The following is a 13,547-nucleotide window of genomic DNA, read 5'->3' as shown; positions in this document are numbered from 1 at the left end:
CCGCAAAACAACCATGAGAACGGGAAAAGACAATGGCGGCTCCCATCAAGTTCGGCGTTGGCCAAAGCGTGCTGCGCAAGGAGGATGACGCGCTCATCCGCGGCAAGGGCCGCTACACCGACGATTACGCGCCGCAGGCTGCGCTGCGCTGCTTGATGCTGCGTTCGCCGCATGCGCATGCCAAATACACCATCGATGCGAGCCGGGCCCGCGGGCTGCCCGGCGTCGCGCTGATTCTGACCGCCGAGGACGTTGCGGATCTCGGCAATCTGCCCTGCCTGTTCAATCTCGAGACCGATCCGTTCACCGGCCCGCCTTACCCGATCCTCGCCAAGGATGAGGTGCGCCATGTCGGCGATGCCATCGCCTTCGTCGTCGCCGAGACCATCGACCAGGCCCGCGACGCGATCGAGGCGATCGAGGTCAAATGGAGCCCGCTGCCGGCGGTGACCGGCGTCGTCAACGCCGTGAAGAAGGGGGCGGCGCAGGTCTGGCCGGACAAGCCCGGCAACGTGTTGTTCGATGTCTCGATCGGCGACAAGGCCGCGACGGAAGCCGCCTTCGCCAAGGCGCATGCGGTGGCCGAAATCTCGATCGTCAATCCGCGCGTGGTCGCGAGCTTCATGGAGACGCGCGCGGCGGTCTGCGAATACGATGCCAAACGCGATCACCTGACGCTCACCATCGGCAGCCAGGGCAGTCACCGGCTGCGCGACATCCTGTGCCAGAACGTGCTCAACATCCCCACCGACAAGATGCGGGTGATCTGCCCCGATGTCGGCGGCGGCTTCGGCACGAAGCTGTTCCCGTACCGCGAATACGCCCTGATGGCGGTCGCGGCCAAGAAACTGAAGAAGGCGGTAAAATGGGCGGCCGACCGCACCGAGCATTTCATGGGCGACGCGCAGGGCCGCGACAACGTCACCACCGCGAAGATGGCGCTGGCCGAGGACGGCAAGTTTCTGGCGATGGATTGCGACCTGATGGGCGACATGGGCGCGTATCTGTCGACCTTCGGGCCCTACATTCCCCATGGCGGCGCCGGCATGTTGCCGGGCCTCTACGATATCCAGGCGTTCCACTGCCGGGTGCGCACCATCTTCACCAACAGCGTGCCGGTCGACGCCTATCGCGGCGCGGGACGGCCTGAGGCGGCCTATGTCATCGAGCGTCTGGTCGATGCCTGCGCACGAAAACTCGATATGACGCCGGACGCGGTCCGTCGCAAGAATTTCATCCAGCCGAAGGCGCTGCCCTACAAGACGGCCACCGGCAAGGTCTATGATTCCGGCGACTTCGCCGCGCATCTGAAGCGCGCGATGGAGATCGCCGAGTGGAAGGAGTTTCCCAAGCGCGCGAAGCTCGCCAAGAAGCATGGCCTGATCCGCGGCATCGGCCTTGCGAGCTATGTCGAGGTGTGCGGCACCATGGGCGAGGAGACCGCCAATGTGCGGCTCGATCCCAATGGCGACGTCACCGTCCTGATCGGAACGCAATCGAGCGGGCAGGGACACCAGACCGCCTATGCGCAGATCGTCGCCGAGCAGTTCGGCGTCGCGCCCGAGCGCGTCCACATCCACCAGGGCGACACCGACGAGATCGCAACGGGCCTCGGCACCGGCGGCTCGGCGTCGATCCCCTCCGGCGGCGTCAGCGTCGAGCGCGCCGCGCGCGAGCTCGGTTCGAGGCTGAAGGAGATCGCGGCGCAGGCGCTGGAAGCCAGCGCGGGCGACCTCGAGATCTCCGAGGGCGTGGTGCGCATCGCCGGCACCGACCGCTCGATCTCATTCGCCGATCTCGCCAAGCGGCCCGGCGTCGATCCATCGAAGCTGAACGGCAGCGCGACCTTTGCCAGCGCCGACGGTACCTATCCGAACGGCACCCATGTCGCGGAGGTCGAGATCGATCCGGCCACCGGCATCATCAAGATCGTCAACTACGTGATCGTCGACGATTTCGGCAAGACGCTCAATCCGCTGCTGTTGGCGGGACAGGTCCATGGCGGCGCGATGCAGGGCATCGGCCAGGCGCTGATGGAGCAGGTGGTGTATGGCGCCACCGATGGCCAGCTCATCACCGCGACCTTCATGGACTACGCGCTGCCGCGTGCGGCGGACGGGCCGGCCTTCGTGTTCGAGACCAACAACATCCCCTGCAAGACCAATCCGATGGGGGTGAAAGGGGCGGGCGAGGCCGGCGCGATCGGCTCCTGCCCGGCGATCGTCAACGCCATCGTCGACGCGCTCTGGCGCGAATACAAGATCGACCACATCGACATGCCGGCAACGCCGGAGCGGGTGTGGATCGCAATCAACGAGCACCATCGCCGCCACAGCCTGTGAACGGTGATCTTCCCCGCGGGCGGGAATAAACGCCCGCCGCGGGGTTCTATCCATGATGGGTCTCATGATGGGTCCCGGCTTCCCCTGAAGCCCGTGAAGCTCATTCCATGAACATCTCGAGAGCCGGAGAAACGAGCCAATGAAACGGACGATGATTGTCGCGGGCGTCCTTGTGCTAGGCGCGGGGGCCGTGATGGCGCAGCAGGAGATTGCCGTCCAGCAGGACAATCTTATGAAATCGATCGCCAAGAACCAGTATGGCGTCCTGCAGAAGATGAGCAAGGGCGATATCCCCTTCGACAAGAAAGCTGCCGATCAGGCCATCGCCAGCATCGAGGCCGATGTCGCGAAGATCGCCAAGACCTTCGAGATCAATCCCAAGCAGGACGTGGTGAACGCGACCTATGGTTCATCGCAAAAGATCTGGCAGAACAAGGCCGATTTCGACTCCAAGATTCCTCCGGTGCAGAAGGCGATCGCCGACGTCAAGGGCAAGATCAAGGATGTCGCGAGCCTGAAGACGGCCTATAATACGATCAACGATCGCTGCAACGAATGCCACGAGACCTATCGGGTGAAGTTGAAATAGCTGGGCATAGAGCCAGTCCCGATCGCGCTTCGCTGCATCTGGCTACAGGACCAAAAGAGGGCGGTCGCGAAAGCACTCGCCCTCTTTTGCATTGCCGTTCAGCAACAGGAATTCTATTCGCAAGGCCTGACGGATCGCCGCGAGAGCGGTTATCTTCAGCACCAGCCGCCGCAGCATCGATGTGAGCTGTTGGAGCCGGCGCCTCTCGCGCCTGACTGCCTCATGACATCATGAGTTCCAACGCCCGGCGCGGAATTGTATCAACAGCGAGACAGGCCATGGCAAAACCGTTTCCGTCCAAGACCCATATCGGCAACCATATGCTGCATCCGGAAACCTTGATGCTGACCTATGGCTATGATCCGCAACTGTCCGAAGGCGCCATCAAGCCGCCGGTGTTTCTGACCTCCACCTTCGTGTTCAAGACGGCCGAGGACGGGCAGGACTTCTTCGACTACGTCGCCGGCCGGCGCGAGCCGCCGGAAGGCATGGGCGCGGGCCTCGTCTATTCGCGCTTCAATCATCCCAACAGCGAAATCGTCGAGGACAGGCTCGCGATCTACGAGCGCACGGAGAGTTGTGCGCTGTTCTCATCCGGCATGGCGGCCATCTCAACCACGATCCTGGCCTTCGTTCGCCCCGGCGACGTCATCCTGCACTCGCAGCCGCTCTATGGCGGGACGGAAACCCTGCTGACGAACACGCTTGCGCGCCTGTCGATCGGCGCCGTCGGCTTTGCCGACGGCATCGACGAGACGGCGGTCAAGCAGGCTGCGGAGGAGGCCATGGGCAAGGGGCGGGTCTCGATGATCCTGATCGAGACGCCGGCCAATCCGACCAACGGCCTGGTCGACATCGCGATGATCCGCCGTGTTGCCGACGCGATCGGAAAGGCGCAGGGGCACACACCGGTCATCGCCTGCGACAATACGCTGCTCGGACCGGTGTTTCAGCGGCCGATCGAGCATGGCGCGGACCTGTCGCTGTATTCGCTGACCAAATATGTCGGCGGTCATTCCGACCTGATCGCGGGCGCCGCGCTCGGCTCGAAGGCGATCATGAAAGGCATCAAGGCCTTGCGCGGCGCCATCGGGACCCAGCTCGATCCGCATTCCTGCTGGATGATCAACCGCTCGCTGGAGACGCTGAGCCTGCGGATGGAGAAGGCCAACGACAATGCGCGCCTCGTGGCGGATTTCCTGCGCGATCATCCGAAGGTCGCCAAGGTCCATTACCTCGGTCATCATGAGGAGGACTCGCCGGCCGGGCGCGCGTTTGCGAGGCAGTGTCTCGGCGCCGGATCCACCTTCTCCTTCGATATCGAAGGCGGCAAGGAGGCGGCGGTCAAGTTCCTCAACGCGCTGCAGATCCTCAAGCTGGCGGTGAGCCTTGGCGGAACGGAATCGCTTGCGAGCCTGCCCGCAACCATGACCCATTCCGGCGTCCCCGCCGACATCCGCCGCAAGATCGGCGTCCTCGATTCCACGATCCGACTGTCGATCGGCATCGAGAACCCGTCGGACCTGATCGCCGACCTCGCGCAGGCGCTGAACGCGGCTTGACGCCCCACCGGAATCGAAAAGGCCGGACGCCCCCTCCAGCGCCCGGCCTTCGCGCGACGAAGCGCCTCGAGGCTTACTTCGTCACCTGTCCCCGGATCTCGCCGCCCGGGTTCGCCGCGGTGTGGATGTTGATGTAGTACTTGCCGCCGAGCAGATCGGCGGCCTGCGCGTCGGTCAGGGTCGCTTCGCCCTTGACCGGGCTCGAGGCCGCGTTCGGGATCGGGACGGCAACGCCTGCGTTCTTGCCGGCCTCGGCAGGGCCGTGGAAATGCGCCGCAGTGGCGGGCCCGGAGAGGCCGGAATAGGTGACGGTCCAGGACAGTTTCTTGCTGGCGGCATCATAGTTGAGATCGGCCGTTCCGGTGGCGCTGCTGGTCGTCGCCGGCACCTCGGCCTTGCCGTCGAGCGTTGCTTTCAGCTTTTCGGCGTTGGCGGACCCTGCAAAGGCAACGGCACCGAGCGCGAACACGGCAATGACGGACTTGTTCATGAGATTCTCCCTGTTGAACCCGAAGGGGCTGCCAAACTTCCAACAGCCGGCATTTCAGTTTATTCCGGCCTCCGGCCAGGGCGGGCTAAATTCTTCGTGGCTGGAGCCGCGACGACATCGGTCGTAAGTTCGCCGCAACGAGTGAATAGGTGCGCATGTTGCAACGAACAATTCTGGTGGCGCTGCTCGTCGCGGTCGCCGCTGCCGGCCTTTATTGGTGGCTCAGTGCGCCGGTGGTGGCGGCTGCGAGCGCCATCCCGGGCCGCGCGCCCGATCTCGCCAATGGCGAGGTGATGTTCAACGCCGGCGGCTGCGCGTCCTGCCATGCCGTTCCCAATCAGCCCGATCGCCTCAGGCTTGGTGGCGGCGTCGCGATCAAGTCGCCGTTCGGAACGTTCTACGCGCCGAACATCTCACCCGATCCGAACGACGGCATCGGCAAATGGACGGACGCCGATTTCGTCAACGCGGTGATGCACGGGGTCTCGCCATCGCGCCAGCACTACTTTCCGGCCTTTCCCTACACCTCCTACCAGCACGCGAGGCGGGAGGACGTGCTCGATCTCTTTGCCTATCTGAAAACGCTGCCGCCGGTTGCAGGCAAGGTGCGTGATCACGAGGTGAGCTTTCCCTTCGACATCCGGCGCAACATCGGCATCTGGAAGTTCCTGTTCATGGATGGCAAGCCCTTCGTCGCCGACGCCAGCAAGTCGCCGCAGTGGAATCGCGGTGCCTACCTCGTCAACAGCTTCGGCCATTGCGCCGAGTGCCACAGCCCGCGCAATGCGCTCGGCGGCATCATCGCCGGCCAGCGCTTTGCCGGCGGTCCGAATCCGGAAGGTGAGGGATGGGTGCCCAACATCACGCAGAAGCGCCTTGGCGAGTGGAGCGCGAAGGATCTCGCCTATTTCCTCAAGACCGGTGAATTGCCGGATGGCGACAGCGCCGGCGGCGCGATGACGCGCGTGATCAAGAACATCTCGCAATTGCCGGACGCGGATCTCGCCGCGATGGCGGAGTACCTCAAATCGCTGCCGCCGGTGGACGGGCCGACGCCGCCGAAACGCAAGCTGGACAGCTAGCTCAAGCTAACCGGTGCCGAACGCCTTGAAAGTGATGATGGTGAGGGTGTCCTGGATGCCCGGCAGCACCTGCACCTTCTCGTTCACGAAATGGCCGATGTCGGTGTCCTTGTCGACGTAGAACTTCACCAGCAGGTCGTATTGGCCGGCCGTGGAGTAGATCTCGGAGGCGATCTCGGCTTCGGCGAGCGCGTTGGCGACCACATAGGACTGGCCGAGCTTGCATTTGATCTGGACGAAGAAGGGAACCATCGCGGGCACTCCGAAAGCGTATTCTTCCGGCTAATAGGCCAAAACCGGCCGGATTTAGCAAGCGAACTTGCTGGGTTCGGCGCGAGCTTGCTAAGACGGATCATGGCTCGAAAACGCGGAAAATCGTCATGACGACCCCGGTCGCACTCACCATCGCCGGCTCCGATTCGAGCGGCGGCGCCGGCATCCAGGCGGACCTGAAGACCTTTGCCGCGCTCGGCGTCTACGGCGCCTCCGTGATCACGGCGCTGACGGCGCAGAACACGCGCGGCGTCACCGGCATCCACCCGGTGCCGGCCGCGTTCGTCGCCGGACAGATCGATGCGGTGTTCTCCGATCTCGACATCGGCGCGGTGAAGATCGGCATGGTGGCGCAGGTCGCCAGCATCGATGCCATCGCCGCCGCGCTGTCGCGCTGGGCGCCCCGGCACGTCGTGCTCGATCCCGTCATGGTCGCGACCTCCGGCGACCGCCTGCTGGCTGCGGAAGCCGTCGACGCCCTGCGCACCAGGCTGATACCGCTCGCCGCCGTGATCACGCCCAACCTGCCGGAGGCCGCGGCTCTGCTCGACGAGCCGGTCGCGGCAAGCGAGGCCGAGATCGAAAGCCAGGGGCGCCGCCTGCTGGCGCTCGGCTGCCGCGCCGTCCTGGTCAAGGGCGGGCATGGCGAGGGCGCGGAGAGCATCGACTATCTGGTCGGTGCGGACAGCACGATCGCGCTCGCCGCGCCGCGCATCGCCACCCGCAACACCCATGGCACCGGCTGCTCGCTGTCCTCGGCGATCGCTGCGGGACTGGCCAGGGGCGAGGATCTGGAAAACGCCGTGCGCAATGCCAAGGCCTGGATCAGCGCCGCGATCGGCGCCGCCGACCGCTTCAGCGTCGGCCACGGCCATGGGCCGATCCATCATTTCCACAGGTTCTACTGAGGCTGCCGCGCGCGGGAGCGCCGCGGCGGTGCACTTTGGGGGCACGCTAGCCCCACATCGTCATGGCCGGGCCTGTCCCGGCCATCCACGCTTGCCACGCAGCACGAAGAACGTGGATGCCCGGGACAAGCCAGGACAAGCCCGGGCATGACGATCACCTTCTGCGGCGCCGTGTCGCCTGATTGTCGCATGCGACTGATATTCGCGGGGAGGGCGAGGCGAAGTTTGATTCGTAGCTGAGGTGCCTCTAGGTTCAATCGGTCATCCCCCTGTCACGGGACATTGTTACAGGCTGGCGCATGGGAAGTTACGCTGTGAGTGACGAGAGCCCGGAGCGGCGCTTTCGCACCTTGTTCATCTCCGACGTCCATCTCGGAGCCCGCGGTTCTCAAGCCGATCTACTGCTCGACTTCCTGCGCTACCACGATGCCGACACGATCTATCTCGTCGGCGATATCGTCGATGGCTGGGCGCTGAAATCGAGCTGGCACTGGCCGCAGTCGCACAACGACCTCGTCCAGAAGCTGCTGCGCAAGGCGCGCAAGGGCGCCAAGATCATCTACATCCCCGGCAATCACGACGAGTTCCTGCGCAACTATTACGGCACGCATTTCGGCGGCATCGACGTCGTCGAGAACACGGTTCACACCGGCACCGACGGCAAGCGCTATCTCGTCATCCACGGCGACATCTTCGATCTCGTGGTGCAGAATGCGCGCTGGCTCGCCCATCTCGGCGACAAGGCCTACGACTTCGCGATCCAGATGAATCGCCTCGTCAACTTCTTCCGCCGCCTGTTCGGCGTGCCCTATTGGTCGTTGTCGCAATGGGCCAAGCAGAAGGTCAAGAACGCCGTCAACTATATCGGCGCGTTCGAGCAGGCGCTCGCCGCCGAGGCGCGGCGCCACGATGCCGACGGCGTGATCTGCGGCCACATCCACTACGCCGTGATCCGCGACGAGGCCGGCATCCGCTACATGAATTGCGGCGACTGGGTTGAGAGCTGCACCGCCCTGGTCGAGCATGACGACGGCCATTTCGAGATCATCACCTGGGCGGATCATCTGCAAAGGCCGGCGGCGGTCCCGCAGGTCGCGGCAAGAGCTGCATGACAAGGGCCGCCTGATGCGCATCCTGGTCGCGACCGACGCCTGGCACCCGCAAGTCAACGGTGTGGTTCGGACGCTGACCAAGCTCGCCGACGCCGCGAAAGGGCTTAGCGTTGAAGGTGTTGGCGTCGAATTCGCGTTCCTGACGCCGCAATCGTTCCGCACCTTCGCGATGCCGAGCTATCGCGACGTGCGGCTGGCAATGCCGCGCCCGGCCCGGATCGCAAGGTTGATCGAGGAAGCGCGTCCGGACAGCATCCACATCGCGACGGAAGGGCCGATCGGACTGATGGTCCGCCGCTATTGCCGCCAGCGCAAGCTGCCGTTCACGACCAGCTTCCACACCCGCTTCCCGGAATATGTCCGCGCCCGCGTGCCGGTGCCGGGCTCGCTGATCTGGCACGCGCTGCGCCGTTTCCATGCGCCCAGCCGTGCCGTGATGGCGGCAACCCCGGCGCTGGCCAGCGAGCTGACCGACCGCGGTTTCGACAATGTCGTGCTGTGGCCGCGCGGGGTCGATACCGGCCTGTTCCATCCCCGTGCCATCGATCTCTGCCTGCCGGCACCGGTGTTCCTGTCGGTGGGCCGGGTCGCGGTGGAGAAGAATCTCGAGGCTTTCCTCGACCTCGATCTGCCCGGCACCAAGGTCATCGTCGGTGACGGCCCGGCGCGGGCCTCGCTGGAGGAGGCCTATCCCGATGCGATCTTCCTCGGCGAGAAGCAGGGCGAGGCGCTGGCGGACATCTACGCGGCCGCCGACGTGTTCGTGTTCCCCAGCAAGACCGACACGTTCGGCCTCGTCCTCCTGGAAGCGCTCGCCAGCGGGCTGCCGGTGGCGGCCTTTCCGGTGAAAGGCCCCCGCGACGTGATCGGCGATGCGCCGGTGGGCGCGCTCGATCACGATCTGGGCAGTGCCTGCTTCGCCGCGCTCGACGTCTGTCGGCAGGACTGCGTCGCGTTCGCCGCCAACTACACCTGGGAAGCCTCGGCGCGGATCTTTATCGACAGCATCAGGGCGGTTGGCGCGGTGCTGCCCGGCGGGAACGTGACGGAACAGCCGCGCTTCGTCGCCTAAGGCCATCTCGATCGATCGAGAACGTTTTGGGAATCCTCGCGCGGAGGTGTCTTGCCGGGGCCTCGTCGGCCGCGATACCATTCCGCCATGACCGAACAGCTCCTCCCGGTCGGCCCCGCCGACATCGATGCCGCAGCGCGCGTGATCGCGCCTTACGCCATCCGCACCCCGCTGTTGTCCTTCCCTGTGCTCAACGAGCGTGTCGGCGCGAAGGTCTTCCTGAAGCCGGAGATGCTCCAGCGCACCGGCTCGTTCAAGTTCCGCGGCGCCTTCAACAAGGTGTTCTCGATCCCGCAGGACAAGCGCGCCGGTGGCGTGGTTGCGTTCTCCTCGGGCAACCATGCCCAGGGCGTGGCAGCCGCGGCAAAGATCCTCGACATGCAGGCCACCATCGTGATGCCGGCGGACGCGCCGCTGTCGAAGCGCGAGCGCACCAGATCCTACGGCGCCGAGGTCGTGCTCTACGATCGCGACAAGGACGATCGCGAGGCGATCTCGCGCGGCATTGCCGAGAAGCGCGGTGCGACGCTGGTGAAGCCCTATGACGATCCCTTCGTGATCGCAGGGCAGGGCACCGCCGGCCGCGAGATCGCCGAGGACATGGCGAGCCTCGGTCTCGCCCCTGATATCGTGGTGGCGCCGGCCTCAGGCGGCGGCCTGATCGCGGGCGTCGCGACCGCCGTGAAGGCGCGCTATCCGCAGGCCGAGATCGTGGTGGCCGAGCCGGAGGCATTCGACGATCACGGCATTTCGCTGACGGCCGGCCACCGCGAGCCGCATCCACCGGCGGGCCGCACCATCTGCGATGCGCTGATGGCCTTGATGCCCGGCGAGATGACCTTTGCGATCAACAGCAAGCTGCTCGCGCGCGGCGTCACGGCATCGGACAAGGAAGTCGGCGCGGCCGTCGCGTTTGCCTATCGCGAACTCAAGCTCGTGGTGGAGCCCGGCGGCGCGGTGGGCCTTGCCGCGCTGCTCGCGGGACGCCTCGATGTCGCCGGGAAGAACGTCGTCATCGTGCTCTCCGGCGGGAACGTCGACGCCGATCTGTTCGCCGAGCTGGTGGCCTAGCCGTCATCCGGGGCACGCGAAGCGAGAGCTACGATGCGCAATTGCGCATCTGAGAATCTATTTCTCCGCCGACTCTGCCGCCCGATGGATTCCGGGCCTGCGCCTTGCGGCGCATCCCGGAATGACGATGCTCAAGAGCTGACATGAAGAAGGGGCAGAGCATTGCGGCTCTGCCCCTTTGTCGCGTCTGCCTTCCGTACGATCAGCGCATGAAGCCGCCGCGACGGTTGCCGCCGCCGTTCATGTTCGGCGCCTGGTTCATCGATTGCCGGAAGTTGTCGTTGCTGTTGACCATGCGGTTCGGCATCGCATTGAACTGCGGACGATTGTTCAGGACCTGCACCTTGTTCACCGGGGCGCCGTTGGGCTTCACGAAGCCGGTGTTGCCGTTGGTGATGCGGATCGGGCGGTTCTGCGTCTGACCATTGACCGGCTTCGCGTCGATCTTCGATCCGCCCTTGCCGATCTTCACCGGCATGCTCACGACCTTGCCGGGAATGCGGTTGCCGGCGCCCGGCTTGGTGTTGGTCGCGGGCAGCGTCACGATCTTGCCGATGCCGCCAATGCTCTTGCTCGTGTTGCTCGGCGCGGGCAGGGTGACGATCTGGCCGCCATTGCCGAGCTTGCCGAGGACGCTGCCGTTGCCGTCGACCGGCTTCTGCACGACCGGCAGGTTGCCGCCCGTCTGCGACCCACCATGACCCTGCTGCATCAGCGGCACGTATTTGGGCTGGCCGAGATTGCCGATCTTGAGGGTCGGCACAATGGTCTGCGGCGCCAGGAACTTGGTCGCCTGCATCAGGGGAATCTGCTTCGGCTGCGCCTGCAGCTTCAGCGCGACCTGCGCATAGGGGCTGTTGCCGTAGCTGTCGTAGAAGCTCTTATAGGCAAGCGGCGAGTTCGCGAGCACCGCCTTGTGCCAGGCCTGCGAGATCAGGATGTTGTTGAGCAGCCAGCGGATATGGTCGCACAGCGGGTCGTGCGGATACATCCGGATGAACTCCTGATAGTACTCGGGACGGCCCTCGGACACGACGTAGTCATAGGCCTGGCGTGTCGAACGGCTCGGCAGGCTGGAGGCCATCTGCACGACAGGCGCCTTCACCGGCGCGCGGTTGGCGGCCACCGCGGTGTCGCCGAAGAAGGTGAAGTCACTCGTCAGCGAGGAGCTCTCCCACGGGATCTGCGCGCCGCTGGTGGTCTGGTTGACCTGCAGGCGCACGCGCTTGAACAGCTGCTCGATCGGCACATTGGGCTCGCGCGCGACGTTCAGGAACGCCTGCGTATAGGGGCTGTGACCGCCCGTGCCGTCGAGCGCCTCGGCGCCCGGCGCAGTCGAGTAGCCGACGATCGATCCGTTCGGCGCATCGACGATCGCAAGGCCGCGGCCGGCATCGTTGACCTCGGGGAACGGGTTGTTGCGGCAGGCATCGAGAATGACGATGCGCATGCGGCTCGGGATCGTCTCCAGCGTCGACATCACGTCGACGAGGCGCACCGAATTGTTGAGGAGCTCGGTCGGGCTGGAGACCTTGGCGTCGACGGGAACGAGATAGTTCTCGCCGGCGAGCTGCACGCCGTGACCGGCGTAATAGATCATCGCCACCGTGTTGGGACCGCGCGAGGCGACCTTGGCGGAAAAGTCCTGGACGACGCGGAGCATGTCGTTCTGGGTCAAATCGGTCGCTGCGACGACCTCGAAGCCGGCGGAGTTCAGGAACTGCGCCATCGACTGCGCGTCGTCGTCGGGGTTCGCAAGCTGCGGCGCGTTCTGGTAGTTCGCATTGCCGATCACCAGCGCCACCCGCTGCTCGGGGCCTTGCAGGGCGGTGGGGGCCGGCGCGACCGGAGCGACTTGCGCGGAAACCGGCCCGCAGGCAAAGCCGAACAGGCTTCCCAGCAGGCTCGCCGTCATCAGGAAAGGCTTTAAGCGGAACATGGCGTGCTCCTTTGGCACTCATCTCGATGCGAGATTGGTTGCGAGCAAGCTTGGCCGCGTTCGAGCCTGTGGTCCGTGATTCCTATCATCAGGGCCGCGTACGTGATCTGAATCACGCTTGGAACCTGCTATGGTTAGCGATCGATTGGGAGGATAGTCCGCCACATGCTGAAATCGATCGATCCGATCCTGACGCCCGACCTTCTCTGGCTGCTCGCCTCCATGGGCCATGGCGACGACCTCGTATTCGTCGATGCCAATCACCCGGCCACCCGTATCGCGCAAAGCACGACGTCGCAGCGCCTGATCCAGCTGCCGGGCATGAGCATGGAGGTCGCCATCCGAGCCATCATGTCGGTCTATCCGCTCGACGATTTCGATCCCGATCCGGTGCGCGTGATGATGCCGGTCGACGATCCCGACCGCGTGCCCGAGGTGCAGCATGCGGTGCTGGCGGAGATCGCGCGCGCCACCGGCCGCCCCGTCATTCCCGGCAAGCTGTCACGGGCGGATTTCTATCGTGCGGCGGCGGCAGGCTTTGGTGTCGTGCAGGTCGGCGACAGCAGAGGCTATGGCTGCTTCCTGCTCCGCAAGGGCGTGATCAGCTAGCGGAGCCGCGTTCGATCGAGGCACCGCTTGCTGCAAGGCGAGTGCGATCGTCTTGTGCGACGATCGTGCGCATGGCTCCATTCATCCAGCACTCGAATTTGAATGGCCTTCCAGCAGGCGAGCGTCTATCGTCGATTCATGTCGCGCCTCATGTGTCTATTCGTTGCCATCATCCTGTGTCTGCTGCCGGCTGTTGCGCCCGCTGAGGCCGCGCAAAAGCGTCCCAAGCCGGTCTGGAAGGGTTACGGCTTCCTGCCGGGCTATCGGCAGCCGCTGAGCAACAGCATTCCGCTCTACAAGCAGAAGGACGCGATGCGGCGCCTTGCGCGCAACGACCGGCGCCATTGGTACATCGACCCGGTTCCGCAATATTACCGCTGGGATGGCGAGTGGCACTATTTCGGCCGGCCAGGCTTCAACGGCGGCCGCTACAATGGCGGCAGCTTCGGTCCGTGCTGGACGCGAACACCGATCGGGCCGATCTGGAATTGCGGGTAA

13 protein-coding genes are annotated in these 13,547 nt (G+C 64.9%); 10 read left to right on the top strand and 3 right to left on the bottom strand.

The window, feature by feature from the left end:
- The first annotated feature begins 32 nt into the window (after window positions 1-32).
- The 3 genes from H1B27_RS17500 to H1B27_RS17490 all read left to right on the top strand — a co-directional run bounded on the left by H1B27_RS17500 (window position 33) and on the right by H1B27_RS17490 (window position 4,493).
- Window positions 33-2,342, top strand: a complete 2,310-nt coding sequence (locus H1B27_RS17500) for a xanthine dehydrogenase family protein molybdopterin-binding subunit (RefSeq protein WP_197966883.1) — start codon at window positions 33-35, stop codon at window positions 2,340-2,342.
- A 139-nt stretch (window positions 2,343-2,481) separates the two neighbouring features.
- Window positions 2,482-2,931 carry a cytochrome c gene (locus H1B27_RS17495; RefSeq protein WP_197966882.1) on the top strand — a complete coding sequence of 150 codons (450 nt, stop codon included), beginning with the start codon at window positions 2,482-2,484 and terminating at the stop codon, window positions 2,929-2,931.
- A 278-nt stretch (window positions 2,932-3,209) separates the two neighbouring features.
- Window positions 3,210-4,493, top strand: coding sequence for a cystathionine gamma-synthase family protein (locus tag H1B27_RS17490; protein WP_061878882.1), 1,284 nt, complete (start codon window positions 3,210-3,212; stop codon window positions 4,491-4,493).
- A 73-nt stretch (window positions 4,494-4,566) separates the two neighbouring features.
- Here H1B27_RS17490 and H1B27_RS17485 read toward each other — a convergent pair whose 3' ends face one another.
- Entirely contained in the window at window positions 4,567-4,983 is a 417-nt protein-coding gene (locus H1B27_RS17485) for a CHRD domain-containing protein (protein WP_028182282.1), read from the bottom strand.
- 155 nt (window positions 4,984-5,138) lie between these two features.
- On the opposite strand from H1B27_RS17485, the gene H1B27_RS17480 reads away from it, so the two are divergent.
- Complete coding sequence (locus tag H1B27_RS17480; protein ID WP_197966881.1) at window positions 5,139-6,065, top strand: c-type cytochrome; 927 nt, start codon at window positions 5,139-5,141, stop codon at window positions 6,063-6,065.
- A 6-nt stretch (window positions 6,066-6,071) separates the two neighbouring features.
- Here the strand turns inward: H1B27_RS17480 and H1B27_RS17475 are convergent, their stop codons facing one another.
- Entirely contained in the window at window positions 6,072-6,317 is a 246-nt protein-coding gene (locus H1B27_RS17475; protein ID WP_061878884.1) for an Lrp/AsnC ligand binding domain-containing protein, read from the bottom strand.
- Between the two features lie 128 nt (window positions 6,318-6,445).
- Between H1B27_RS17475 and thiD the strand changes: the two genes are divergently transcribed.
- The 4 genes from thiD (at window position 6,446) to H1B27_RS17455 (ending at window position 10,501) form a co-directional block, all read left to right on the top strand.
- The gene (thiD, locus tag H1B27_RS17470) at window positions 6,446-7,246 is read left to right on the top strand and encodes a bifunctional hydroxymethylpyrimidine kinase/phosphomethylpyrimidine kinase (RefSeq protein WP_197966880.1); all 801 of its coding nucleotides are present in this window, start codon (window positions 6,446-6,448) and stop codon (window positions 7,244-7,246) included.
- A gap of 299 nt (window positions 7,247-7,545) precedes the next feature.
- A complete protein-coding gene (locus tag H1B27_RS17465; protein ID WP_124163966.1) occupies window positions 7,546-8,358 on the top strand; it encodes a UDP-2,3-diacylglucosamine diphosphatase in 813 nt (270 codons plus the stop codon).
- Between the two features lie 13 nt (window positions 8,359-8,371).
- Entirely contained in the window at window positions 8,372-9,430 is a 1,059-nt protein-coding gene (locus H1B27_RS17460) for a glycosyltransferase family 4 protein (RefSeq protein ID WP_197966879.1), read from the top strand.
- An 87-nt stretch (window positions 9,431-9,517) separates the two neighbouring features.
- On the top strand, window positions 9,518-10,501 hold the full coding sequence (locus H1B27_RS17455; protein ID WP_197966878.1) for a threonine/serine dehydratase family protein: 984 nt from the start codon (window positions 9,518-9,520) through the stop codon (window positions 10,499-10,501).
- A 202-nt stretch (window positions 10,502-10,703) separates the two neighbouring features.
- Here H1B27_RS17455 and H1B27_RS17450 read toward each other — a convergent pair whose 3' ends face one another.
- A complete protein-coding gene (locus tag H1B27_RS17450) occupies window positions 10,704-12,440 on the bottom strand; it encodes a caspase family protein (protein WP_197966877.1) in 1,737 nt (578 codons plus the stop codon).
- Between the two features lie 165 nt (window positions 12,441-12,605).
- Between H1B27_RS17450 and H1B27_RS17445 the strand changes: the two genes are divergently transcribed.
- Together H1B27_RS17445 and H1B27_RS17440 are read left to right on the top strand one after the other, a co-directional pair.
- Window positions 12,606-13,049 carry an RbsD/FucU family protein gene (locus H1B27_RS17445; RefSeq protein ID WP_061878890.1) on the top strand — a complete coding sequence of 148 codons (444 nt, stop codon included), beginning with the start codon at window positions 12,606-12,608 and terminating at the stop codon, window positions 13,047-13,049.
- Between the two features lie 102 nt (window positions 13,050-13,151).
- Window positions 13,152-13,547: a hypothetical protein gene (locus H1B27_RS17440; protein WP_156504947.1), complete on the top strand. Its 396-nt coding sequence runs from the start codon at window positions 13,152-13,154 to the stop codon at window positions 13,545-13,547.

Origin of the sequence: Bradyrhizobium diversitatis (assembly GCF_016031635.1) — a bacterium.
GTDB lineage: Bacteria > Pseudomonadota > Alphaproteobacteria > Rhizobiales > Xanthobacteraceae > Bradyrhizobium > Bradyrhizobium diversitatis.
The sequence above is the reverse complement of the archived record's forward strand: the minus strand, read 5'-3'. Positions and strand labels throughout refer to the sequence as shown.

Coding starts and splice junctions, on each gene's coding strand:
- H1B27_RS17475 (WP_061878884.1), bottom strand. CDS start 6,317: ATGGTTCCCTTCTTCGTCCAGATCAAATGCAAGCTCGGCCAGTCCTAT.
- thiD (WP_197966880.1), top strand. CDS start 6,446: ATGACGACCCCGGTCGCACTCACCATCGCCGGCTCCGATTCGAGCGGC.
- H1B27_RS17450 (WP_197966877.1), bottom strand. CDS start 12,440: ATGTTCCGCTTAAAGCCTTTCCTGATGACGGCGAGCCTGCTGGGAAGC.
- H1B27_RS17445 (WP_061878890.1), top strand. CDS start 12,606: ATGCTGAAATCGATCGATCCGATCCTGACGCCCGACCTTCTCTGGCTG.
- H1B27_RS17500 (WP_197966883.1), top strand. CDS start 33: ATGGCGGCTCCCATCAAGTTCGGCGTTGGCCAAAGCGTGCTGCGCAAG.
- H1B27_RS17485 (WP_028182282.1), bottom strand. CDS start 4,983: ATGAACAAGTCCGTCATTGCCGTGTTCGCGCTCGGTGCCGTTGCCTTT.
- H1B27_RS17480 (WP_197966881.1), top strand. CDS start 5,139: ATGTTGCAACGAACAATTCTGGTGGCGCTGCTCGTCGCGGTCGCCGCT.
- H1B27_RS17460 (WP_197966879.1), top strand. CDS start 8,372: ATGCGCATCCTGGTCGCGACCGACGCCTGGCACCCGCAAGTCAACGGT.
- H1B27_RS17440 (WP_156504947.1), top strand. CDS start 13,152: ATGGCCTTCCAGCAGGCGAGCGTCTATCGTCGATTCATGTCGCGCCTC.
- H1B27_RS17465 (WP_124163966.1), top strand. CDS start 7,546: ATGGGAAGTTACGCTGTGAGTGACGAGAGCCCGGAGCGGCGCTTTCGC.
- H1B27_RS17495 (WP_197966882.1), top strand. CDS start 2,482: ATGAAACGGACGATGATTGTCGCGGGCGTCCTTGTGCTAGGCGCGGGG.
- H1B27_RS17455 (WP_197966878.1), top strand. CDS start 9,518: ATGACCGAACAGCTCCTCCCGGTCGGCCCCGCCGACATCGATGCCGCA.
- H1B27_RS17490 (WP_061878882.1), top strand. CDS start 3,210: ATGGCAAAACCGTTTCCGTCCAAGACCCATATCGGCAACCATATGCTG.